At 73.7% G+C, this 24470-nt stretch carries 10 protein-coding genes; 4 read left to right on the top strand and 6 right to left on the bottom strand.

Annotation, left to right across the window (positions count from 1 at the left end):
* Positions 1 to 26: 26 nt before the first annotated feature.
* A complete protein-coding gene (locus tag ACIBK8_RS06245) occupies positions 27 to 950 on the bottom strand; it encodes an alpha/beta fold hydrolase (RefSeq protein ID WP_399040401.1) in 924 nt (307 codons plus the stop codon).
* Positions 951 to 1255: 305 nt separating this feature from the next.
* Here ACIBK8_RS06245 and ACIBK8_RS06240 point away from each other — a divergent pair, with 305 nt between their 5' ends.
* Positions 1256 to 4516, top strand: a complete 3261-nt coding sequence (locus ACIBK8_RS06240; RefSeq protein WP_399040400.1) for an amidohydrolase family protein — start codon at positions 1256 to 1258, stop codon at positions 4514 to 4516.
* 292 nt (positions 4517 to 4808) lie between these two features.
* The gene (locus ACIBK8_RS06235; protein ID WP_399040399.1) at positions 4809 to 6104 is read left to right on the top strand and encodes an acyl-CoA dehydrogenase family protein; all 1296 of its coding nucleotides are present in this window, start codon (positions 4809 to 4811) and stop codon (positions 6102 to 6104) included.
* Positions 6105 to 6183: 79 nt separating this feature from the next.
* On the opposite strand, the gene ACIBK8_RS06230 is transcribed toward ACIBK8_RS06235, so the two are convergent.
* Genes ACIBK8_RS06230 through ACIBK8_RS06210 form a run of 5 tightly spaced genes read right to left on the bottom strand, consistent with a single transcriptional unit; the run spans position 6184 to position 10131 of the window.
* Entirely contained in the window at positions 6184 to 6792 is a 609-nt protein-coding gene (locus ACIBK8_RS06230) for a GAF domain-containing protein (protein ID WP_399040397.1), read from the bottom strand.
* On the bottom strand, positions 6789 to 7409 hold the full coding sequence (locus ACIBK8_RS06225; protein ID WP_399040396.1) for a GTP-binding protein: 621 nt from the start codon (positions 7407 to 7409) through the stop codon (positions 6789 to 6791). Before ACIBK8_RS06225 ends, ACIBK8_RS06230 begins: the two co-directional genes overlap by 4 nt.
* On the bottom strand, positions 7387 to 7788 hold the full coding sequence (locus ACIBK8_RS06220) for a DUF742 domain-containing protein (RefSeq protein ID WP_399040395.1): 402 nt from the start codon (positions 7786 to 7788) through the stop codon (positions 7387 to 7389). The genes ACIBK8_RS06225 and ACIBK8_RS06220 overlap by 23 nt, the downstream gene beginning before the upstream one ends.
* Before the next feature lie 2 nt (positions 7789 to 7790).
* Positions 7791 to 8240 (bottom strand): roadblock/LC7 domain-containing protein, encoded by a 450-nt coding sequence (locus tag ACIBK8_RS06215; protein ID WP_393681665.1) that lies wholly within the window; start codon positions 8238 to 8240, stop codon positions 7791 to 7793.
* Complete coding sequence (locus ACIBK8_RS06210; RefSeq protein WP_399040394.1) at positions 8230 to 10131, bottom strand: ATP-binding protein; 1902 nt, start codon at positions 10129 to 10131, stop codon at positions 8230 to 8232. Before ACIBK8_RS06210 ends, ACIBK8_RS06215 begins: the two co-directional genes overlap by 11 nt.
* 1206 nt (positions 10132 to 11337) lie before the next feature.
* On the opposite strand from ACIBK8_RS06210, the gene ACIBK8_RS06205 reads away from it, so the two are divergent.
* Both ACIBK8_RS06205 and ACIBK8_RS06200 read left to right on the top strand, forming a co-directional pair.
* The gene (locus ACIBK8_RS06205; protein WP_399040749.1) at positions 11338 to 15237 is read left to right on the top strand and encodes an amino acid adenylation domain-containing protein; all 3900 of its coding nucleotides are present in this window, start codon (positions 11338 to 11340) and stop codon (positions 15235 to 15237) included.
* Positions 15234 to 24446: an amino acid adenylation domain-containing protein gene (locus ACIBK8_RS06200; protein ID WP_399040392.1), complete on the top strand. Its 9213-nt coding sequence runs from the start codon at positions 15234 to 15236 to the stop codon at positions 24444 to 24446. Before ACIBK8_RS06205 ends, ACIBK8_RS06200 begins: the two co-directional genes overlap by 4 nt.
* The last annotated feature ends 24 nt before the right edge of the window (positions 24447 to 24470 follow it).

The following is a 24470-nucleotide window of genomic DNA, read 5'->3' as shown; positions in this document are numbered from 1 at the left end:
GACCCGCAGCCGGGTGGTCCGGGGGTTCAGATGCGCTTGTCGAGCCAGGCCAGCAGGTCGGCGTGGACCTCGTCGCGGTTGGTTTCGTTGAGGATCTCGTGCCGGGCGCCCGGGTAGGCGCGCCAGGTGAGGTCGCGGGTGCCGAGGTAGCGGAAGTCCTCCAGCAGCTCGCCCACCAGGGTCAGGCCCTGGTTGCAGGGGTCGTCGGCGCCGACCGCGATGTGGACCGGGAGGCCGCGCGGGATGCGGGCGAGGTCGGCCGGGTCGTTGATCTTGCGGACGGCGCGGATCCAGTCGATCACCAGACCCGTGCAGAACGGGAAGCCGCAGTCCTCGTCGGCGGCGTAGCGGTCCACCTCGTCGCGGTCGCGGGAGAGCCATTCGTAGCCGGTGCGGTGGGTGAAGGCGTCGTTGAAGGAGCTGAAGGCCCGCGGGATGAAGTCGGAGAGCGCGGCGCGGCCGTGCTCGGCGATCTCCGCGTCCAGCTCCGCGAGCGCGCTGTCGATTTCGAGTCCCGGCAGGGTGCGGAAGGTGCCGGACAGGATGAGTCCCGCGAGGTCGGCGCCGTACTCCTGGGCGTAGTCGCGGGCCAGCATCGACCCCAGGCTGTGGCCGAGCAGGACCAGCGGGATGCCGGGGTGCGCTGCGGCTGCGTGGTCGCCGATGCGCTTGAGGTCGCCGACGATGGCCCGCCAGGCGTCGTCGCCGACCACGCCGCGGCCTCCGGTGGACGGGGCGGTGGCGCCGTGGCCGCGGTGGTCGGAGGCGAGGACGCCGTAGCCGTGGGCGGTCAGGAACCGGGCGAACCTGTCGTAGCGCCGGGCGTGTTCGGCCGCGCCGTGGGCGATCTGGACCAGGGCCCGCGGGTGGCCGGACTCCGGAAGCCAGGTGTAGGTGGCGATCCGGGCACCGTCGGGGGCCCGGTGGAAGTCCTGCTGCATGGCCTGCATGACGTCGTCTCCTGACTACGGGGCGGTGTCCGCCGTGACCTCGGTCGCGTGCGCGGGGTGCCCGTCGCCACCCGGCCCCGGGGCTGCCGGCGCGCCGGGCGGGCCTGGCCGGCACCCCGCTGGGCGCCCACTCTTCCCTCCCGGACCACGGCGCGCCAAGAGGCCGGGCCGTCGTCCGGATTCCGACGAGCGGCGGGAATCGGACGACACCCCGTCGCGGTGGTTGACCGGTCGCTGACACGACGTGACAGGATCGGCCGGTTCTTGTCGGCGTCACGTCCCAATCCCCTGCCACAGGAGGAACGTTGGACACCACAGACCGATCCGAGACCCCAGTCGCTTCCGGCCCCGCCTGCCCCGCGGGCACGCCGGGCCCGGTGCCGCTCAGCCGCCGCAGGTTCCTCCAGGGCACCGCCACGGTGGCAGCCGCCGCCGGGCTGGCCGGTGCGGCCGGGCCGGTGGCGGCGCAGCCGGCCGGCACCGAGGGCGCGGCACTCAGCTTCACCGCCGCCACGAACGGCGCGGGATGCCTCTCGCCCGACGGCGGCCATCTGATCGCCGAGATCCAGAACGTCCTGTGGTCGATCCCGCGGGCGGGCGGCGCCGCGCAGGCGCTGACCCCGGCCGACCTGGAACCCACCCGCCCGGTGTACTCGCCCGACGGCCGCCGGATCGCCGTCTGCGCCTACCGCGGCGGCACCTTCCATCTCTGGACGCTGCGCCCGGACGGCTCGCAGCTGCGGCAGGTCACCGAGGGGCCCTGGGACGACCGCGGCCCCGCCTGGTCACCTGACGGCCACCGGCTCGCGTTCGCATCGGAGCGGGGCGGCGATCCGGTGGCCGGCGGCGGGTACCGGATCTGGGTGCTCGACCTGCGGTCCGGGCGGCTGACCCGGGTGACCGGGCTCAACGGGCAGGACGGGCCGCATCAGGACGGCGCCTGGGAGGACTTCGACCCCTGCTGGACGCCGGACGGCTCCCGGATCGTCTTCGTCCGCGGGCGGCCGGTCGACGGCGCGCTGGTCTCGCGCACCGTCGCCTCGGTCCCTGCCGACGGCGGCGGCACGGTGCGTACCGAGCACACCGAGACGGCCGAAGCGCAGGTCATGACGCCTGCGCTCGCCCCGTCCCGGCGGCTGGCGTATCTGCGCACCACCAGCGGTCCAGGCGCCACCTGCACCCTGGTGGTGGACGGCGCCGCGGTTCCGGTCGACGGCGATGTGGAGCCGGTGCCGCCGCGCTGGGTGTCGCGGGACGAGCTGCTGCTGACCGTCGGCGGGCAGTTCCGCATCCTGCGGGCCGACGCTCCCGAGCGGGCCGAAACCGTGGCGTTCACCGCGCGGCTGCCGCTCGACCGGCCGCGCTACCGCGTCAAGGACTACGGCTTCGAACGGACCGCGGTGCGGCCGGTGCGCGGCGTGCACCTGCCCGCGCTCTCCCCCGACGGCCGCCAGATCGCCTTCGCGGCGCTCAACTCGCTGTGGCTGGCGCCGGTTTCGGGCGGCGGCCGGCCCCGCCGCATCGTGCGGGCGTCCCCGACGCGGTACGTCCTCGCGCCGAGCTGGTCCCGGGACGGCCGTGCGCTGCTCTACGCGGACGACCGGGACGGGCTGTTCGCGGTGCGCCGCCATGAGGTGGCGTCCGGCGACGAGACGGTGCTGGCGGGCGGCGGGCGGGTGCAGCCGGCGCTGTCGCCCGACGGCCGGCGGCTGGCCGCGCTCGACATGGCGGGCAATCTCGTCGTACGGACCCTGGCGGACGGCACGGAGACGGTGGCGGCAGAGCCGATGGGCGGCGGCGGGCTGCCCGGCAGACCCAGTTGGTCACCGGACGGCAGATATCTGGCGTACTGCGACCGCAACCGGCTCAACCAGCGTTTCCGTGAGGGCTACAACCTCATCCGGGTCGTCGACACCAGGACCGGCAAGGACCGGCTGCACGCGCTCGCCGACCACGTCTCGCTCTCCGACCGCTATGACTCAGGTCCCGTGTGGTCCCCCGACGGCCGCTGGATGGCGCTGATCGCCGAGTCCGCACTGTGGGTGCTGCCGGTGGCGGCCGACGGCAGCCCGGACGGCGCGCCGCGCCGGCTCACCGACGAGAGTGCCGACCATCCCTCCTGGTCGGGCGACAGCCGCACGCTGCTGTACCTGTCGGCGGGCAGGCTGCGGCTGACCGGTGTGTCCGGCGGCCCGGCGCGCAGCGTTCCACTGGCGCTCGACCACCGTCCCGCACGGGCCCAGGACACCGTCGTCCACGCGGGCAGGTTCTGGGACGGCACCGGCGAAGAGGTCCGCGAGGACGTCGACGTGGTGGTGCGCGAGGGCCGGATCGCCGCCCTCACCCCGCACCGCACCCGCCGCTCGGGCCGGGGCGCGGCCCGCCGGGTGGACGCGTCGGAGCAGACCGTGCTGCCGGGCCTGTGGGACGCGCACACCCACCCGTGGCAGACGACCTACGGCGGCCGGCAGTCCGCGCTGCAACTCGCCTACGGCATCACGACGACGGTGTCCTGCGGCGGCTTCTCGTACGAGCAGGCCCGGCTGCGGGAGGCCATCGCCGCCGGGGTGCTGGCCGGTCCTCGCCTGCTGACCTGCGGGGAGTTGCTGGACGGTGACCGGGTCGCGTACAGCATGGGGCGGGCGCACCGGACCCGGGCGGGGCTGCGCCGCTCGCTGGAGCGGGGCGCGGCGCTGGACTGGGACTTCGTCAAGACGTATGTGCGGGCGCCCGGCTGGGTGATGGAGGAGGCCGCGCGCTTCGCGCACCGGCGGCTGGGCGCCCGCGCCGGAAGCCATCTGCTCACCCCCGGGCTTCAGATGGGCCAGGATCTGACGACGCATCTGCAAGCCACGCAGCGGCTGGAGTTCGGGCACGCGATCAGTGCTTCCGGGCACGCCTATCAGGACGTGGCGGAGATCTACACCGGCACGGATTTCCACCTGATCGCGACTCCGTTCTCCGCCACGCCGCTGCTGGGCGAGGATCCGGCGCTCGCCAAGGACACGCGGGTGACGCGGCTGATGCCGCCGTGGGACACCGCCGTGGTCCAGGAGGGCGCGGGGCACCGGCCGACACCCGCCGAACTCGCCGCCATCGCGGTCGAAGTGGAGGTCTACCGGCGGGTGTTGGACGGCGGCGGCGCGGTGGCGCTGGGGACGGACCAGCCGTTGACGCCGGTGGGTCTTGGCCTGCATCTGTGTCTGCGGGCGCTGCACCGCGGCGGTCTGAGTGCGGCGGCGGCGCTGCGTACCGCGACGGCGCTGCCCGCCAAGGTGTTCGGCGCCGAACGGGATCTGGGCACCCTGGAGGTCGGCAAACTCGGCGATATGACGTGCGTGGACGGTGATCCGTTCACCGATTTCTCTTCGCTGGTGCGGACCACGGCGGTTCTGCGCGGTGGACGATTGTTCGAGCAGCGAAAATTGGTGTCATCTTTCCCCGCACCGGCGGAATTCACCGGCGCACAGGGCATGGCAACGCTGCGTACCGGTGACACGTCCGTCAACTGGCTGAAAGTAGGCCACTCACAGCGGTGGGAGACCTGCTGCGACACGGCCCGCTGACCCGGCAACGGGCCCCGGCGGATGGCGCGCCGGGGCCCGGAAGGATCACGGACAGTGCCGGAATCAAGCCTTCCTGTCGCGTAACGGTCATTCGGCCTTATGTTTCATGCTTCAACTCGGCGCATAAATGCAAGGAGTTGATGTTTTATGCGTCATGAAGCAGGTATGCCAACGGGTGTTGCGCCCGGTGAACACTGGACTATGTTGCGAAAAAACGGTGCGCACGACACCACCCGTGCCGCCGCCAGGCGGACGCAGAAAGCGCGGGAATGTACGTGGAGGAGGGCTCGTCTTGCCTCGCTATTTCACCGACCAGCGACATGAATCACTCCGGCAACAGGTGCGGGACTTCGCGGAACGCGAAGTACGCCCCCGCATTGCGGAGATGGAGGCGAGCCGCACCGTTTGCCGTGACCTTTCACGTCTGATCGCCCGGCAGGGCTGGATAGGAGTGACCGTTCAGCGGGCTTATGGCGGCATGGGCGCCGGACACCTCGCCAAAACCGTGATCATCGAGGAACTGTCCCGGGTGAGCGGCGCGATGGGAGCCATGGTCCAGGCGTCCCAGCTCGGCGTGGCCAAAATCGTGCACTTCGGCAGCGAGGAGCAGAAGAGAACCTGGCTGCCCGCCGTGGCCGCCGGCGCCTGCCTGCCGACCATCGCCGTCACCGAACCCGACTCCGGCGGCCACGTCCTCGGCATGGCGAGCCGCGCCGTACGCGACGGCGACGACTACGTGCTCAACGGCCGCAAGATCTACGTCGGCAACAGCCACGTCGGCGATCTGCACGGCGTGATCGTGCGCACCGGCGAAGGACCCAAGGGTCTGTCGGCTTTCCTCGTGGAGTCCGGCAGGCCGGGCTTCCGGGTCGGCGGGCAGCAACCGGCCATGGGGCTGCACGGCTTCAGCTTCGGGGAGCTGTTCTTCGACAACTGCCGTGTCCCGGCCGCGAACATGCTGGGCGCCGAGGGCGACGGACTGTCCGTCGCGTACTCGTCGAGCGTCCTGTACGGACGGCCCAACCTGACCGCCGTATCGCTCGGCATCCACCAGGCGGTACTGGAGGAGACCGCGCGGTTCTGCACCGAACGGCGGCGCTACGGGCAGCCGTTGGCCGAACTGAACAACATCAAGCTCAAGCTGGGCCGCATCCAGTCCCGGCTGCTGATCGCCAGGCTCTGCGCCTACCACGCGGTGGACCTGCTGGACCAGGGCGAGCCGTGCGACGCGGAGTTGATGAACGCCAAGCTGGTGAACGTGGAGTCCTGCCTGGAGTCGGCGCGCGACGCGATGGAGATCCACGCCGCGTGCGGGCTGTTCACCGACCGGCCGGTGGAACGCTTCCTGCGCGACGCGCACCACATCTTCGCACCGGCCGGCACCTCCGACATCCAGTTGCTGCGGCTGGGCGAACTGGCCCTGGGGCAGGGAAAGGGCGAGTGGTCGAAGCGGCTGTCGCCCGTGCTGCGCCTGGAGCCCGCGGAACGCGGCGGCGACGGGCGCCCGGAGGACGGCGCGGCGCCCGTCGTCCCGTCCCCGCGCGCCGTGCCGGAAGCCGAACGGTCCTCCTGCGTGCCGCTGAGCTGAGCGCGACGGCCCGGCCCGCCGCGGGCCGGGCCACGCGGATGCCGGGCGTCCGGCATCCGCAGGCTTCAGGCCAAGCCCTTCAGACCAAGCCACTCTGCTGCTGTTCCATCCGGTGGATCTGCTCGACGAGTTCGGCGGCCATCGCCTTGATCGTCTCCAGACCCGCCCGCCCCCAGGGACGCGGTTCGAGGTCCACCACGCAGACCGTGCCGAGCGCCATACCGGTACGGTCGATCAGCGGCGCGCCGAGGTAGGAGCGGATGCCGATCTCGTCGACGACGGGGTTGCCCGCGAAGCGCGGGTAGTCGCAGACGTCCTCCAGGACGAGTGCCTTGCGGCGGACGACGACATGCGGGCAGTAGCCGTGATCGCGGGCCATCACCCGGCCCGGCTGCGCGCTCGCCGGGGCAGGACCCAGCTCGATGGGGGCCTGGTCGTCCGACGGGGTGTAGAGCCCGGCGAAGTACTGCTGCCGCTCGTCGATGAAGTTGACCATGGAGTACGGGGCCCGGGTGGTCCTGGCCAGCTTGCGGGCGAAGTCGTCGAAGGCGGGCAGCGGCGACTGCCCGATGCCCAGGGCCCGCAGCCGGGCGACCCGCGCCGGCGCCTCCTCGTCCTCCGGCGTGAGCAGCAGATGACGCGTCGGGTCGTAAGTGGCGTACGGGGTGCGCGAGGCGAGATGGCTCATGGCAGCTCCGGGGTGGCGGCGAGGACGGGGGTGAGCAGATGCTGAACGAGGGCGACCAGGACGTTCGTCGCCGAGCTGAACTGGCGGGCGTCGCAGAGCACCACGGGAATGCCGGGGGAGAGGTCCATGGCGGCGCGCACCTCGTCCGTCCCGTAGCGGTGGGAGCCGTCGAACTCGTTGACGGCGACGATGAAGTGGATGCCGCGGCGTTCGAAGAAGTCCACGGCGGCGAAGCACTGGTCGAGGCGGCGGGTGTCGGCGATGACCACCGCCCCGAGCGCGCCGTTGGACAGCTCGTCCCACAGGAACCAGAAGCGTTCCTGGCCCGGCGTCCCGAAGAGGTAGAGCACGTGCGCGGGGCTGAGGGTGATCCGGCCGAAGTCCATGGCGACCGTGGTGGTGCTCTTGTCCTCGATGCCCGCCAGATCGTCGTGCCCGATGCTGATCTGGGTGAGCAGCTCCTCCGTGCTGAGCGGTTCGATCTCGCTGACCGCTCCGACGAAGGTGGTCTTGCCGACCCCGAAGCCGCCCGCCACCAGGATCTTGAGCGCGATCGGGAAGTCGGCGGCCGGGGCATCGCCCGTGGTCAGAGGGTCACAGTCGTTTGCGAAGGCCATGCAGCACCGCCTCAAGAAGGTCGCGGTCGGTACGGGACGCGGGCCCTGCCGGCACGGACGCGGGGGCCCGCGCGGTGAGCGCGCCGCAGTCGACGAGGTCGGCGAGCAGCACCTTGGTGACCGCGGCCGGAAGACCTATGTGGGCGGCGATCTCCGCCACCGACACGGGACCGCCGCACAGCCCGAGCACCTGGGCGTGGTCGGGCCCACAGGCCGCCGGCCGCTGTCCGGTGGCCATCACCATCGTCAGCAGGTCGAGGTGCGCCGTGGGCCGCGTCCGCCCGTTGCTGACGGTGTACGGGCGGACCAGCCGTCCTGCTTCGTCGTCGTACCATGCGGGTTCCTGGCCCTCCTGCCGTCTTCGGCGGCGTACCGCCATGGTCAGCGACCACCCGCTGACGCCTGTTGGCGAGCCGGGGTGGACAGATACGGCCGGACGCTCTTGACCAGCATCCCCATCTCGTAGCCGAGGACCGCCACATCGGCGTCCCGGTCGGCCAGTACGGCCAGACAGGCGCCGGAGCCCGCGGTGGAGACGAACAGGAAGGTGGACTCCAGCTCGACGACGACCTGGAGGACGTCGCCGCCGTCCCCGAAGCGCACCCCCGCGCTGCGGGCCAGCGAGTAGAGGCCGGAGGCCAGGGCCGCCATGTGGTCGGCGCTGTCCGGGTCGAAGCCGTGGGCCGCCTTGACGAGCCCGTCGGATGACAGCAGGAGCGCGCTGGTGGCGTGCGGCACGCGCTGTACGAGACCGGTCAACAGCCAGGACAGATCGGTCTGCTGACCTCCCGTCAGCTGTGTATGTGCCTGCGTGTGCAGATCACTCACCATGGTTGTGGTCGTCTCCTAGAGGGCGGGCCGACGGGGCCTCGTGGTCGGGTTCGTAGAACAGGTCGTTGCCGCCCAGGCTGCCGAACACGCCGCTCTGGGTGGGGCTGAAGCCGTTGCCGCCGACGGAGTGGCCGGCTTCGTAGGCGTCGTCGGCGAGGCTGATGCCGCGCCGGAATGCGGCCATCAGGCCGGGGTCGTGCTCAGGTTCGGGGCCCGCGCGGTCCGTGGGGCCCGGCAGGACCGGGTCACCGCGCAGTTCGGGTACGAGGTGCTCCTGCTTGCGGCGGTGCGGCAGGCGGGGCTTGCTGTCGTCGTCGTGCGAAGCGGGTGGCAGGGCGACGGGGCCGGGGTCCGCGGACCGCTCCGCCGCGGGCGGGTAGGTGGTGCCGTCGGCCGGATAGGCGGCGCCCGCGTGCGGGTTCCCTTCGCCGTCGCCGCTCTCGTCCGTGGGGTCGGTCGCCGGGGCCCGGTGCCCGGCGGTGGGGGTGCGGACCGGCAGCGGAGGCAGTCCGCCCGGCCCCGGGGGCGGGGTGGGTGCGTCCGAGTCGTCCTCACCGGACGGCCGGGGCGCGGGGAGCGGGCCGTCCGCCGCGGGGGCGGTATGCGGCAGCACCGGAAGGGTGGTCCGCTCCGCCGGTGCTCCGTGCTCCCCCGCCGCTTCGCCGTGCCGTGCGGTGGCCCGGTCGACCGTGCCGCCGGTGTGCGATTCCGGGCCGAGCAGCGACTTCGGCAGGACCAGGACGGCCTGGACGCCGCCGTAGATGTTGCCCTGGAGCCGGACCACGATGCCGTGCCGCCTGGCGAGCGAGGAGACCACGAACAGGCCGATCCTGCCGTCGCTCAACAGCTCGGCCACGTCGATGTGTTCGGGGTCGGCGAGCAGGGCGTTCATCCGCGCCTGTTCGTCCGGCTCCATGCCGAGACCGCGGTCCTCGACCTCCACGGCGAGGCCGGCGGTGACCAGCTGGGCGCGGAGCAGGACGTGGGTCTGCGGGGCGGAGTAGACGGAGGCGTTCTCGACGAGTTCGGCGACGAGGTGGATGACGTCGGCGACGGCGTGGCCGCGCAGGGTGCCCTCGATCGGCGGGACGAGCTTGACCCTGGGGTACTGCTCGACCTCGGCGATGGCCGAGCGCAGCACCTCGGTCATGGTGACCGGACGGCTCCACTGGCGGCGGGAGATGGCGCCGCCGAGCACCGCGAGGTTCTCCGCGTGCCGGCGGGTGCGGGTGGCGAGGTGGTCGACCTGGAAGAGGCCCTTGAGCAGGTCCGGGTCCTCGACCTTGTTCTCCAGATCGTCCAGCAGCTCGATCTCGCGGTGCACCAGCGACTGGAGGCGCCGGGCGAGGTTCACGAAGACCTCGACCTTCTGCTCGCTGCCGCTGGCGTTGCTGCGGGCGATGGCGACCGCGTCGACGACGGCGGACTCGGCGGCCCGTCCGGCCGCCGCCACCTCGTGGGCGAGCAGGTCGAGGGTGTCGCCCGCGGGCGGCGGAGCCGGAACCACGTCGCGGTGCTGGAGCCATTCGCCCTGCCGCACCCGGCTGAGCAGGTTGTAGAGGTCGGACTGGCTGCGGGCGCACACCTGGCGCAGCCGGGCGTAGCGGGCGGCGGTGGCGCGGGCCTCGGAGCCGGCGACGGCGACGGCGGTGAGCACGATGACGACGGTCACCGCGAGGCCGCCGCCGAGCACCGCCCCTTCACCGCCGGTGAGGGCGGCACCCGCGCGGGCGACGAAGGCGGTGACGATGACGCAGACGGCGGTGACGAGCAGGCACGGGATGAGGGTGAGCCGTACCAGCCTGGACCGTATCGCCGAGTCGGCGGCCGATTCCGGGAATGAGGCCCGGCCGTGCCGCCCGCCCTCACGCTCCCGCCGCCGCGCGGTCATCGGTACAGGAGCAGCCCCCGGGGAGCTCTGGGGCCCGGTGGACCTCTGAGTCTCCTGGGACGTCTCGGGCCCCTGGGGGATTGCGGTAGGCATCGGCGCCCTCCGGATCGGCCGTTGGCAGTTCACGGAGCACGCACGCTAGTTGTTGCAGGGGTGGGGTTCAGACCCCCTTGGGGGTTTCGCTACCCCACGCCACCTCCCTAAGAGGGCGCCGAGGGCACAGCCGTACGAATCCAGGAGAACTGGCGTTCAGATGGAAGGAGTTCAGCCACGCTCGATGCCGCCACCGGCGCCCGCCGACTCGCACGGAGATACGCGGGAGCCGGGGCCGCCGCCCGCGCGCCGTCGCGGTCCCGCGAGAGGTGCGCAGGGCGCCCTCGGGGAGTCAAGTGGATATCCGGTCGGAACCGCGGCTCCGCAGACGGCACATGACGCGCGTCAGGCGTCGGCCGCACCCTCGCCGAAGCCCCCTCCGGCAGGTGTTTCCGCCACGGAACGGGGACGGCACCCGTCGCGCCGGCCCGTCTCCCCCATGGCCGAGTTCCGCGCCGCTCCGCCCGCCCGGTCACCGGGAATGTTCGGCTTCGGAGGCAGGTAGTTGAAAGCGGGGCGATAGCGTACCCACGCACCCGGGCGCCGCGTCAAGGCCCAAAAGTGCCGCCCTGAAGACCAGTTCTCCCCTCCCCCTATGACCATTGACAGGCTATTGGGGCGTGATCAATTATCGCCGTGCGTCCGGCGTCCCCACCGTCTCGTTCCTGCCGTCCGGCGCGAAGTCTGCCCGTCCGCCGTGCGGCTCACGAGGAAGCTGGTACCCCTGTGCAACTCCGCCCCGGCCTCCACGACCTGCGGTGGCAACGTTGTCGGCTCCTGCCATGAGCGCGCCCGCGGATGACCGTGCGCACCTCACCCTCCGGCGTCGGCGTCAGGTGACCTGAACGGTCCGCCGACCCGCGCTCCCGGCGCCGTCCGGGCGGGCCGCTCCTCCCTCACCTCCGCACACCCAACACCCCACCCCCTTCCCGACTTCGCGCGCCCCGGCAGCCGGATGTCTGCGCGAACGTCCCATTTCTCCGCAGAGGGGAAGAACACGCCTTGCCGTCTCCGCACACCCCCCACCCCGTTCCCTCCCGCCCGTCCGCCCTTCTCCCGGGCGACCCCGCCCCACCTGCGGCGGTGGCGCCCTCGTCCTTCCCGCAGCAGCGCATGTGGTTCCTGTCCCAACTGCCGGGCGCCGGGGCGGCGTACAACGAGGCGATGGCCTTCCGGCTGCGCGGGCCGCTCGACCGGCAGGTGCTCGGGCGGACGCTCGATACGCTGGTCCGCAGGCACGAGACGCTGCGGACCCGGCTCGCCGAGGTCGGGGGCGAGGTGCTCCAGTACATCGATCCGCCCGGGACCGGATTCGCGCTGGTGGTGGAGGACCTCACGGGCCGCGCCGACGCCGGAGAACGGCTGGCCGCCCGGCAGCGCGAGGAGCTGACCACCCCCTTCGACCTGCGCCGTGGACCGCTCGGCCGGGCCCGACTCCTGGTCATGGGCGAGCGGCAGCACGTCCTGTTGCTGACGATGCACCACTCCGTCTTCGACGGCTGGTCGATGGAGGTGTTCTACCGCGAACTGGGGCTCTGCTACGCGGCGTCGGTGAGCGGCGCCCCCGATCCGCTGCCCGCGCCGGAGCGCCAGTACGCCGATTACGCCCGCGCGCAGCGGGCCGAGGCCGCGGGCGACGAGGCCGCCGCGCAGGCCGCGTACTGGCAGCAGCACCTCGCCGGCGCGCCCGCCCTCCTCGCGCTGCCCACCGACCGGCCCCGCCCGCCCGAGCAGGACCACCGCGGCGGTCGGGTCGGCTTCAGCCTGGACAGGGAACTCACCGCGGCGCTCAAGTCGGTGGCGCGCAGGTCGGGCGGCACGCTGTTCGTCGCCGCGCTCACCGGCTGGTCGGTGCTGCTGTCCCGGCTGACCGGGCAGCGCGACATCGTGGTGGGCACCCCGACGGCCAACCGCGGCCACGGTGACGTGAAGGGGCTGATCGGCTTCTTCGTCAACTCCCTCCCGCTGCGCGTCGATCTGTCCGGCACGCCGACGGCGGCGGACGCGCTGAAGCGGGTGCGCGGGGTCGTCCGCGGCGCGCTCGACCATCAGGACCTGCCCTTCGAGCGCATCGTGGAACTGGTCAACCCGCCGCGCAGCCCCGCGCACACCCCGCTGTTCCAGACCATGTGCGCCTGGGTCTCCGACCAGCAGGGGATGCTCGCGCTGCCGGACATCGAGGTGGAGCCGCTCGACATCCCCGCCGCAGCCGCCAAGTTCGACCTGGCGCTGTCGCTGACGGAGACCGACGGGTGTGTCGTCGGCCATCTCGACTACGCCTCCGCCCTGTTCGACCGGGCGACGGTCGAGCGGTACGCCCGGTACCTGCACCACCTGCTGGCGGCCATGGCCGAGCGGCCAGGCAGCTGCGTCGCGGACCTCCCGCTGATGGCCGGTGAGGAGACCAGGCGGCTGGTGGCGGACTGGGACGCCGGACACCGGGACGCCGTACCGGACGCGACCTGCGCCCCGGACGGCCTGGTGCGGCGTTTCGAGGACGGGGTACGGCTGCGGCCCGACGCACCGGCGCTGGTCTGCGGCGGCGTCCGGCACAGTTACGCGGAGCTGGACCTGCGGGCCAACCGCGTCGCGCACGCGCTGGCGGCCCGCGGCGCCGGGCCGGGGCAGGTGGTCGGCGTGCACGCGGGGCGTACCGCGGAGCTGGTGGTGGGGATTCTCGGGGTCCTGAAGGCGGGCGCCGCCTGGCTTCCGCTCGATCCGGCGCAGCCGGCCGCCCGGCTGGACGCGATGGTCGAGGACGCGGCGCCCGCGCTCGTCCTCAGCGACCTCGGTGACCCGGACGCGCGGCCGGGTCCGTGGCGTTCCCTGCGCGCGGTCGAGGCGGAGGGCACCCGCGAGGACGCACCCGGCGTGCGCATACCGGCCTCGCAACCCGCCTACGTGATCTACACGTCGGGGTCGACCGGCCGCCCCAAGGGCGTCGCGGTGACGCAGGCGAGCGTCCTGAACCTCCTCGACACCTGGGCGGACCGGATGGGGGCAGAGCCGGGTGAGGCGTCGTCGGCGTGGTCCGGCATCGGTTTCGACGCGTCCGTGCACGAACTGCTGCTGCCGCTCACCACGGGCGGCGTCCTGCACCTGGTACCCGACGAGCTGCGGGGCGACCCCGAGGCGCTGCTGGGGTGGATGCGGGAGCACCGGATCGGGCAGGCGTTCCTGCCGCCCGCGTACATCAAGTGGATCGACGAGGATCCCGCGCGGCGCCTGGCGGGGCTGAGCCTGCGGCGGCTGCTGACCGGCGTGGAGTCGCTGCCCGAGATGGCGCTGTACCGCATGACGCAGCATCTGCCGGGGCTGCGCGTCTGTTACGGCTACGGCCCCACCGAGGCCACGCTCTACAGCACCGCCTACTACGACCCGCAGCCGCTGGAGCGGCAGTGCCCGATCGGCAGGCCACTGCCCGGCACACGGATGTATCTGCTGGACGACCGTCTCCTGCCGGTGCCCGCCGGGGTCGCCGGTGAGGTGTACATCGGCGGCGCGAGCCTGGCGCAGGGCTATCTGCACCGGCCCGACCTGACAGCAGAGCGGTTCGTCGCCGACCCGTTCGTCCCCGGCGGGCGGCTGTACCGCACCGGTGACCTGGCCCGGCGGCTGCCCGACGGCAACGCCGAGTACCTGGGCCGCACGGACGACCAGGTGAAGCTGCGGGGTTTCCGCATCGAGCCGGGCGAGGTCGAGGCGGCGATTCTGGCGCTCGACGGTGTCCGGGAGGCGGCGGTGCTCGCGGACCGCGAGGCGGACGGGCGGCTGCGCCTGGTGGCCGGTGTCGGCAGGGGCGACGCGGCCCCGCGCCCGCCGCACGCATGGCGCGCCCTTCTGGCGGAGCGGCTGCCCGACTACATGATCCCCGCCCGCTTCGTGGAGGTGGCGTCCCTGCCGCTCAACCGCAGCGGCAAGCTCGACCGGGCGGCCCTGCTGGAGCGGGCGCGTGCCACGGCGAGCACCCAGGTCAACACGGCGAGTCCGCGTGACCACATAGAGCTGGGCCTCTATCAGATGTGGCAGGAGATCCTGCTCACCGACGACATCGGCATCCGCGACAGCTTCTTCGACCTGGGCGGCACGTCGCTGTCCGCGATCAAGATGGCGCACGGGGTGCGGGAGCGTCTCGGCGAGGCGGTCGCGGTCCGCGACATCATGCTCCACCCGACCATCGAGGACCTCGGCGGGCTCATCAGGCGGGGCGCGGCCGGGCGGCCTTCGAGCAACCTCATCGCGTTCCGGGCCGGTTCGGACGGCCGTCGCGTGGTGTGCGTGCATCCGGCCGGCGGGACCGCCTTCTGCTATCTGTCCCTGGCCAAGGCTCTGCCCGACAGCATCGGTCTGTACGGCATACAGTCACCGGGCCTCAGTCAGGGCGAATCGTTCCTGCCCAGCGTCGAGGCCATGGCGGAGGCGTATCTGCGGCTCATCGAGCCGCTGGGCGACGGCCCGTTGGTGCTGACCGGCCTCTCCTACGGCGGTCTCGTCGCGCACGAGATGGGGCGCCGGCTGGCCGCCGCGGGCAGGACCGGCGTCAGCGTGGTCCTGCTCGACACACAGGCCACCGACGACCCGGCCGAGCGCGCCGCCGTCACGCCGGTGGACATGGCCGAGTTCCGCGACAAGCTGGTCCGTTTCAACGGCATGTACCCCGGCATCGACGACGCACAGATCGAGCAGTACTTCCGCGTCTACAACCACCACCGCATGACGGCACGCGCGCACGTCCCCGCCCGTTCGGCGGCGCGGCTGGTGCTGTTGCAGGCGGTCGGCGGCGGCGCGGACGAGACGTTCACCGACGCGGTGCGGACGTTCTGGCGCGAGCGGGCCGACGGCGGTTACCACGTGGAGCCGGTGGACTGCGGCCACTGGGACATGCTGGAGAGCGCCGGGACGCCGCTGATCGCCGCCGTGATCGAGCGGGAACTGGCGCGGTGCGCGCCGCCGCCACCCGGGCCCCGTCCCGCGCCGCAGGACGCCACCGCCCTTGTCCGGGAGGCACGATGACCGGCCGCTCCCCCGAGACGTCCCCTCCCCCGGCCGCGGCAAGGCTGGCGGACGCGGTGGTCGCCGGGTTGCGGCGCGCGCCGCACACCCCCGCGGTCGTGGACGGCGGGCGGGTGACCGACCGCGCCGGGCTCGACCGGCTGAGCGCGGCGGTCGCCGCTGCCCTGCGCCGCCACGGGGTCGGCCCCGGCCAGTCCGTCGCGGTGTGCCTGCCGCGTTCCCTGCAGTTGGTCTGCGTGCTGCTCGGCGTGCTGCGGGCCGGCGCCGTGGTGGTGCCCCTGGACGCGCAGAGCCCGCCCGAGCGGCGGGCGCACATGCTGCGGGACGCGGGCGCCACGGTGCTGGTGCACGACGACACGGCATCGCTGGAGGCGCTGCCCCCGGACGTCACCGGACTCCCGGTCTCGGCGCTGCCGGCCTCCGCCGACGAGCCCGACGGCCTCCCGGCCGAGCCGGACGCCGTGCCGGCGGAACCGTCCGCGCACCCGCCGACCTCCCTCCTCCTCTACACCTCGGGAAGTACCGGACACCCCAAGGGAGTTGAGGTGCCGGACGCCGGTGTCCTGCGGCTGGCCCGCGAGGGCTACCTCGACCTGCCCGACGGCGCCCGCTACGCCTGCCTGTCCAACCCCGCCTTCGACGCCCTGACGTTCGAGGTGTGGGTGCCGCTGCTGACCGGCGGCTGCTGCGTGATCCTGTCCGACGCGGACGTGCAGACGCCTGACGCGCTGGCCGCGGCGGTGCGCCGGGAGGCCGTCGACACCCTGTTCGTGACGTCCGCGCTGTTCAACGCGGTGACCCACGAGGTGCCCGACTGCTTCTCCTCGGTGGGGCAGGTCCTGATCGGCGGCGAGCAGCTCAATGCCCGTGCGGTCGGCCGCTGGTACCGGCACAACGCGGCCACGTCCGCGACCCGGCTGTTCAACGTCTACGGGCCGACCGAGTCCACCACGTTCGCGCTGTGCCACCCCGTCCCGCGTGACTTCGACTCCGACGTCGTCCCGCTGGGCGAGGCGCTGCCCGGCACCGGCGCGCTCCTCGTCGCGGACGGCACCCGGCAGGCGCGGACCGGGGAAGCCGCGGAACTGTACCTGTCGGGGGACGGGCTGGCCGCCGGGTACCGCAATCTGCCCGACGAGACCGCCCGCCGCTTCGTGACGCTGCCGTGGCACGACGCGGGACGCACCCGCTGGTACCGCACCGGCGACCTCGTGCGCCGGGACGGCGCGGGCCGGCTCACGTACGTGGGCCGCGTCGACCGGCAGGTCAAGGTGCGCGGCTTCCGCATCGAGCCGGGCGAGATCGAACGGTGCCTGGAGTCCCACCCGGCGATCCGGCAGGCGTACGTCTGCGCCCGCCGTGACACCGCGGGTGCCCAGGAACTCCTGGCCTACCTGGTCCCGGACGGCGAGCTGTCCTTCGAGCAGTGCGACCGTCATCTGGCCACCGGGCTGCCCGCCTACATGCGCCCGCACCACCTGTTCGTCGTGGACGCGCTCCCCCTCACCGCCAACGGCAAGGTCGACCGGGACGCGCTGCTGTCCGGGGGCGGCGCTCCGTGGCGGCCCGCCGGTGGCGCGGACACCGGCATCACGCCCTGGCAGCGCGAGCTGTTCGACCTCGCAGGTGCCGTGCTCGGCGCCACGGACCTGCGGCCCGACGACCGGTGGATCCCGCTGGGCGGCGACTCCATCAAGGCGCTGCGGCTCCGCTTCGAGGTGCGCAGGCGCTACGGCTGCGACGTGCCGCAGTCGGTGGTGCTCGGCTCCGATCTCGCCACGCTGGCCGCCGCCGTCGCGGCGGGCCGCGCCGCGGGCGACCGTGTCCACCCGCCGCTGCCCGCCCCCGAAGCCGGCCGCGACAGCGCACCTGCCACCGCCGAACAGCAGCGCCTGTGGCTGCTCCAGCAGCGCGCCCCGCGCTCCCGCGCCTACGACGTGCCCCTCGCCTTCCGGGTCAGCGGCGACCTCGACGTCCCCGCGCTGCGCCGGGCACTCCGGCAGCTGGTCGTACGCCATCCCGCGCTGCGCACCGGGTTCGCCGCCACGGCCGGCGGGCTCGTGCAGCGGGTGGCCGAGCCGTACGACCCGTGGCAGCCGCTCGGGTCCGCCGACGGAGCGGACGAGGAGGCGGCGGCCCGTCAACTGGCGGGCGAGCCCTTCGACTTGGCCGATCCCCGGATGCTCAGGGCTGGCCTGCTGCCGCGGGACGGCGGCGGGACGCTGCTGCTGCACCTGCACCACATCGCCGTCGACGGCTGGTCGCTCAACGTCCTGTTCCGCGACCTGTCCACCGGCTACGCCGCCGCCCTGCGCGACGGCGCGGAGCCGGAAGCCGGGCCGACGGCGGACAGCGGCACCCCCACACCGCTCGACCTGGCGCTCTGGCAGGCCGACTGGCACACGCACGACGCCTACCGCGCCCAGCGCGAGGAGCTGCGGGCGTACTACGCAGGACTGCCGCCCGCCTCCCCCGCCCTGGAGCCGCTGCACACCGCTGGGCACCCCACCGGCCGCCTGGTGCGCACCTCGCTCGGCCCGGCGCGGCGCACGGCCCTGGACCGGCTGACCGCCGAACTGGGCCTGACCCGCTTCCACGTGCTGCTCAGCGCGTACGCATGGAGCCTGTACGGCGTCACCGGGCAGACCCGCCCCGTCATCGCCGCCCCGGTCGCCGGACGTCCGCTGCCCGACTTCGAGGCCGGCGTCGGCATGTTCGCCAACACCGTACTGCTGCCGGTCGCCCTCGACCCGGAGTCCGAACTCGGCGTTCAGGTACGGGAGTTGGCGGCCGGTGCGCAGACGGTGCTCGACCGGCAGGACGTGGTGCTCGCCGACGTCCTGGACGGCCGGGGCACCCGCACCGGAGGGACGCCCTTCGACTTCCTGTTCGTCCTGGAGAACACCGACTTCGGGGCGCTGGCGCTGGCGGGCTGCGACAGCCGTCCGGAGTTCCTGCCGCCGGCCGATGCCAAGTGCCCGCTGACGCTGTCCGTGGTCGAGCACGAGGACGGCATCGACTGCCTGTGGGAGTACGCCGACGACCACTTCGACCCCGCGGACATCGCGTCCCTCGCGGACCTGTTCGTCCAGGGGCTCGACCGGCTGGCCGCAGGCGGGGGCGGCACCCTCGCCGACGTCGTGGCCCCCTACCGGGGCGCGCTCGCCGACCCCGGCCGCGGTACGCCGGGCACCCCCGCCTTCACCACCGTGGCCGACGGCTTCGCACGCCAGGTGCGGCGCACCCCGCACGCCCCCGCGGTGACCTGCGGCGACCGCACGCTCAGCTACCGCGAACTGGACGCGCAGGCCGCGGCGTTGGCCGCCGAGCTGCGCGCCCGGTACCCGCTGCCGGACGCCGACGCGCCCGCCTGTGTGGCGCTGCACCTGCCGCCGTCCGTCGAGCACGTGGTGGCGCTGCTCGCGCTGGCCCGCCTCAACGTGACCGCGGTGCCGCTCGACCCGTCCTATCCGCCCGCGCTGCTGCGGCAGGTGCTCGGGCGCGTCGCACCGCTCTGCGTGCTGCTGTCGCCCGGCGCGGATTCCGCTCTCGACGCCGTCGCCGGTGCGGATCTGCCGCGCCATCCGGTCACCCTGCCGCAGGATCCGCCCGCCCCGCAGGCCCAGGAGCCCCACCAGGGCCTGCGACCGCTGTACATCCTGTTCACCTCCGGCTCCACGGGCACGCCCAAGGGTGTCCAGGTGCCCGACCGCACCCTGTGCAACCTGCTGTCGTGGCAGGCCGATGAGGGCGGCCTCAAGGGGCCCGCGGTCACCCAGCAGTTCTCGATGCTGTCCTTCGACGTGTCCTTCCAGGAAATCTTCACCACCCTGTGCGGCGGCGGTCTGCTGCACCTGATCCGGCCGGGCCTGCGCCAGGATGTGCCCGCCCTCCTGGAACAGCTGGAGACCGCCGCCGTCGAACGCGTCTTCCTGCCGTACGTGGCCCTGAACCTGCTCGCCGAGCACGGCCTGCGGCTGGGCCGCCACCCGTCGCGGCTGCGGGAAGTGGTCACCGCGGGCGAGCAGTTGGTGTGCACCGACGCGATCCGCCGCTGGTTCGCCGGGCTGCCCGGCGCGCGGCTGTGCAATCACTACGGGCCGACCGAGACGCATGTGGTGAGCGGGCTGTGCCTGGACGGCGACCCCGCCCGCTGGCCGGACCGCCCCGCCATCGGCCGCCCGGTGGCGCACGCCCACCTCCGGGTGGTCGACGACGCCGGACAGCCCCTGCCGCCCGGCCGCACGGGGCACCTGCTCATCGGCGGCCCCATGGCCGCGCCCTGCTACGTCGGTGACGCCGCGCTCAACCGGGACCGGTTCACGGCCGCCGGGGACGCCGGCACCTCCTACCGCAGCGGCGACCTCGCCCGCTTCGACCGGCAGGGCCTGCTGCACTACGCGGGGCGCGAGGACGAGCAGGTCAAGGTCAGCGGGCAGCGCGTCGAACCCGGCCAGATCGAGGCCGCGTTGCTGCGCCACCCCCGGATCGTCCAGGCCGTCGTCGTCCTCGACGGCGGGCAGTTGGTGGCCTGCCTCCAGTGTCGTGACGGGGCGGCCCTGCCGCCCGACCTCGGCACCCACCTCGCGGCGCTGCTCCCTGCCCACCTGCGCGTCCACCGCTTCCGCCGGCTGCACACACTGCCCCGTACCCCCAGCGGCAAGCTGGACCGCAGGGCGGCGCTGGAGGCGAGCACGGAAGAGCCGGGTACCGCCGTCGGCGCCGAGCGGGTGTCCGGCGTCCCGGCGCACGAGGCGCGCCTGTCCGAGCTGTTCACCGCGGCCACCGGCCGACGCGTCTCCCCCGAGCAGCGCTTCTTCGACGCCGGTGCCACCAGCCTCGACCTGATGCGCTTCCACCTGCGCTGCGTCGGCGAACCCGGCCTGGACTTCACCATCCCCGACCTGTTCGCCCACGTGACGATCCGGGCGCTGGGCCGCTTCCTCGACGACCGGTCCCGCGCGGGCGACGCGGAAGCGGCCGTCCCCGCGCCCGCCGCCCCCGGCAACGAACCGATCGCCGTCATCGGCATGGCCGTCCGGCTGCCCGGCGCCCGGGACCTGGGCGCCTTCTGGGACCTGGTCGACTCCGGCGCGCAGGGCATCGAGCACTTCGACGCCCCGGACGGAACGGTGGGCGCCCGCAGCCAGATGGACGGACTGCTGGACTTCGACCCCGGCCACTTCGGCATCAGCCGCCAGGAGGCCAGGCTGATGGACCCCCAGCAGCGGCACCTGCTGATGAGCTGCGTCGAGGCGCTCGCGCACGCCGGTATCGCCGATCCGGCGCCGCGGCGCGTCGGACTCGTCGCCGGGTGCGGCGAGAACACGTACTTCCAGACGATGCTGCGCGAGGGCGACCCGGCGGCGCTGCCCGACGCCTTCCAGCTCGCCCTCCACCACGACAAGGACTTCCTCGCCACCAAGGCCGCGTTCCACCTGGGACTCACCGGCCCGGCGCTCACCGTGCAGGCCGCCTGCACCAGCTCACTGGCCGGCGTCCACATCGCCGCCGGGCTGCTGCGGCAGGGCGACGCCGACGTCATGCTCGCCGGCGGAGTCCTGGTCGACACCCGGCTCCGCGACGGCTACACCTACCGGCCGCAGCACGTCTTCTCCCCCGACGGCCGCTGCCGGCCCTTCAGCGACGACGCGGGCGGCACCATCGGCGCCAGCGGCGTCGGCGTGGTCGTCCTGAAACGGCTCTCGCAGGCCCGGCGCGACGGGGACACCGTCTACGCCGTCGTCACCGGCTCCGCCCTGAACAACGACGGCGCCGACAAGATGAGTTACAGCGCCCCCTCCCTCGCGGGGCAGCGTGAGGTCATCCGTACCGCGCTGGAGCGCAGCGGACGCAGCGGCGCCGACGTCGGCTATGTGGAGGCGCACGGTACGGGCACCCGGCTGGGCGACCCGGTGGAAGTGGGCGCCCTGCGCCAGGCGTTCGGGGCCGCGGAGTCCGGGCGCTGCGCGCTGTCGTCCGTCAAGAGCCAGATCGGGCACCTCGGCGCCGCCTCCGGTGTCGTCGGTCTTGTGCGGGCCGTCCTCGCGGTGCACCACGGCCGGATACCGCCCAACGTCGGCTTCCGGCGCCTCAATCCGCACATCGGCGACGACGCGGCGCCGTTCCACATACCGGACAGATCCGCTCCGTGGCCGCCCGGCAGGCCGCGGGTGGCGGCCGTCAGCAGCTTCGGCATCGGCGGCACCAACGCCCACCTGATCCTCGAACAGGGCACGCAGGACCGCCCCGCGCCCGACCCCGGTACGGTGCCCTGCCTCGTCCTGTCCAGCCGCAGCGAGGCGGGACTGCGGACCGAAGCGGCGCGCATCGCGGACTACTTGAGCGTCCGCCCGGAGCGGTACGCGCAGGTGCTGCGCCACCTCCAGGCGGGCCGTCCCGCGCACCGGTGGCGCGCCGCCGCGGTCTGCCCCGACGCCGCGTCGGCCGTCGCGTGGCTGCGCACCGCCACCGGCACCCCCGCACCCCCCGACGACGCGGCGCCGCCCGGCCCCGGCCTGCCGACCGGCCCCGGCGTCACCCCGGAACAACGGGCCGCCGCCTGGACGGCAGGGCACCCCGTCCGGTGGCCGGCCGGCCCCGCCCAGGCCCCCTGGGACTTCCCGCCGCCCGCCTTCGACCTGTCCGAGCACGACTTCCCCCGGCCCGCGCCCCACGCACCGGACGGGCCCGGCGACGCACCCAGGCTCCCCGGCGACCGCTGGCTGCACCAGCCCGCCTGGACCCGACTGCGTCGGGCCAACACCGTTACGGAGCAGGGGAGTTCACGGGTTCTGGTGGTCATGACCGCCACCCAGGACGATGCCGCCGACTGGCGCGCCCTGGCACCGGCCTACGGACGGGTGGTCCAGGTCACCGCCGCCGACGCCTTCGCCCGGTGCGCCGACGGCGTCTACACCGTCGATCCCGCCGACGCCGCCTCGCTCGGCCTGCTGCTGCGCGCCCTGCGGGAGGCGGCGCCCGACGGTATCGACTGGCTGCACGCGCTGCCGCTTTCGGTGACGGGCGAGGTCGGCGACGCGTCCCTCGCGCGGGCCCGCTGGGCGTGCCTGGACGCCCCGGCCGCGCTGGTGCGGGCACTCGCCGAGAACCCCGAAGCCGCCGCCGCGACGCGCGTCCGGTGGCTTTCGCACCGCGCCCAGCCGGTCGAAGGCCCGGTCCGGCGCCCCGAACTCGGCTTGCTCGCGGGGGCCGTTGACGTACCGCGTCAGGAGACCGGCCTGACCGCGTACTGGCTCGACCTGCCGACCCCACGGCCCGCGGACTGGGCCGTGGCACTGGCGTCCGTGCCGGACGGCGAGCCGGGCGACGCCCCGGACGCGCTGCCCCGGCGGCTGGCGCTGCGCTCCGGATACTGGTGGCACGCGACACCGCAGCCCGTCACGGCTCCCGCGCCCCGGGCCCGCCCGTCCGACGGCGAAGCGGGCCGCTGGCTCGTCCTGGGCGGCACCGGCGGCATCGGCAGCAGCATCGCCGCGCACCTGCTGGAGACGACGGACTGCCGCGTCACCCTGCTGGCCAGGCACGCCAACCTGCCGCAGGCGCTGGTACGTTGGGCGGACCGCGTCGAGCTGATCGAGGCCGACCTGGCCGACGAGCCGCCCGAGCGGATCCGCGCCCGCATCGACGGGAACGGCCTGCCCATCGACGGCATCGTCCACGCGGCCGGCCTCGCCTCCGGTGCCCTGCTGGCGCGGCGGGACGCCGACGCCATGCGGCACGGGACGGCCGCCAAGCTGCGCGGTGCCCTGCTGATGGAAGAGCTGATCACCGCGCACCGCCCCGCCCACGCCGTCTACTGCTCGTCGATGTCGGCCTGGTACGGCGGCACCGGACAGTTCGACTACGCCGCCGCCAACGGGCTCCTGGACGGTTTCGCCCAGTACCGTCCGGGGCCGCCCGACGACACCGTCCGCACCGCCATCGACTGGGACGTCTGGCGCGACGTGGGTATGGCCGGGGACGCCCTGCCGCACGACACCAGGCACCGCGCCCACCTGGCGGTCGGCCTGACCGCCGGCGAGGGCCGGCGGGTGTTCGCAGACGCGCTGCGGCTCCAGCTCCCGCACCTGATGGTCTCGACCACGGACCTCGGCCACGCCCGGTCGTTCTACGAGCGCGCCGAGCCCGCCCCGGCTCCGGAGGCTTCCGGCCCGGCTCACGGCAGCCCTGCTCACGGCTTTGTCCCGACCGCCGACGAACTGTCCGGCCTGCTGTGCCGGTTGCTGGGGACGGACTCCATCGACCCGTCGGCCTCGCTGTACGACCTGGGCGCCGACTCCCTGGCGTTCCTCGAACTGATCACGGACATCCACGACCGGTACGGCATCGAGCTGGAACTGTCCCGGTTCAGCCACCGGGTCAGCGTCGACGAGATACGCGGACACCTCGGTGCCGCGGCCCATGCCGGGGCCCCGGACGACGATCCGGTGCGGCTGGAGATCTGGCAGGAAGGCACCGGCCGCGACGTGCTGTGCCTGGTGCACCCCGTGGGCGGCGACATCCAGGCGTACCGGCCCCTGGTCACGGCCCTCGATCCCCGGCTGACGGTGTGCCTGATCGCGGACCCCGCGCTGCACGACCCCGGGCTGCCGCCCTGGACCCTCACCGGACGCGCCGCGCGCTACCAGGCGGCGCTGGAGGCCCGTTTCCCGCACGGCACCTGGCGACGGCGCCTGGCCGGCTGGTCGTTCGGCGCCTGGGTGGCACTGTCCATGGCGGCCACCGCCGAGGCGGACGCGCGGCCCGTGGACCACGTCTACCTGCTCGACCCGCCGCCGCCCGGCGCGGGCCCGGTACTCGGCGGCTACGACGAGCAGCAGATCCGCACGGTCTTCGCCCACGAACTGGCCCGGCAGGACACCGGCGGCCCGCCCGGCGCCGAGGCACGGCAGTACGCGGACCGGCTCACCCGGTGCTGCCGCGCCAATCTGCACAGCATGGCGGAGCACCGGCTGCCGCGGCTGCGCCGTACGGCGAGCACGGTGTGGCTGGCCGGACTGCCCACGCCTGGACTGCCGTCGCCGGGATCGCCCGACACCCAGGCCGCGGCCTGGGAGGCGCTGCTGCCCCGGCCGTCGGGCCTGCACCACCTGGAGACCGGCCACTACGACATCGTGCGGGAGCCCCAGGTGAAGCACGTCAGCGAGGCCGTCAACGCGGACACGCCCCGCACGGACGGGAGTTGACCACGTCCGGCCACGGTCACGGCC

This window comes from Streptomyces sp. NPDC050161, assembly GCF_044460025.1.
In the GTDB taxonomy this organism is placed as follows: Bacteria; Actinomycetota; Actinomycetes; order Streptomycetales; family Streptomycetaceae; genus Streptomyces.
Note: the sequence above shows the minus strand (reverse complement) of the source record. Positions and strands in the feature narration are given on the sequence as shown.

Excerpts from the sequence above, each read along its gene's own strand:
- ACIBK8_RS06225 (WP_399040396.1), bottom strand. The coding sequence starts at position 7,409 with ATGGCCTTCGCAAACGACTGTGACCCTCTGACCACGGGCGATGCCCCG.
- ACIBK8_RS06210 (WP_399040394.1), bottom strand. The coding sequence starts at position 10,131 with ATGACCGCGCGGCGGCGGGAGCGTGAGGGCGGGCGGCACGGCCGGGCC.
- ACIBK8_RS06245 (WP_399040401.1), bottom strand. The coding sequence starts at position 950 with ATGCAGGCCATGCAGCAGGACTTCCACCGGGCCCCCGACGGTGCCCGG.
- ACIBK8_RS06205 (WP_399040749.1), top strand. The coding sequence starts at position 11,338 with ATGTGGTTCCTGTCCCAACTGCCGGGCGCCGGGGCGGCGTACAACGAG.
- ACIBK8_RS06220 (WP_399040395.1), bottom strand. The coding sequence starts at position 7,788 with ATGGCGGTACGCCGCCGAAGACGGCAGGAGGGCCAGGAACCCGCATGG.
- ACIBK8_RS06215 (WP_393681665.1), bottom strand. The coding sequence starts at position 8,240 with ATGGTGAGTGATCTGCACACGCAGGCACATACACAGCTGACGGGAGGT.
- ACIBK8_RS06200 (WP_399040392.1), top strand. The coding sequence starts at position 15,234 with ATGACCGGCCGCTCCCCCGAGACGTCCCCTCCCCCGGCCGCGGCAAGG.
- ACIBK8_RS06230 (WP_399040397.1), bottom strand. The coding sequence starts at position 6,792 with ATGAGCCATCTCGCCTCGCGCACCCCGTACGCCACTTACGACCCGACG.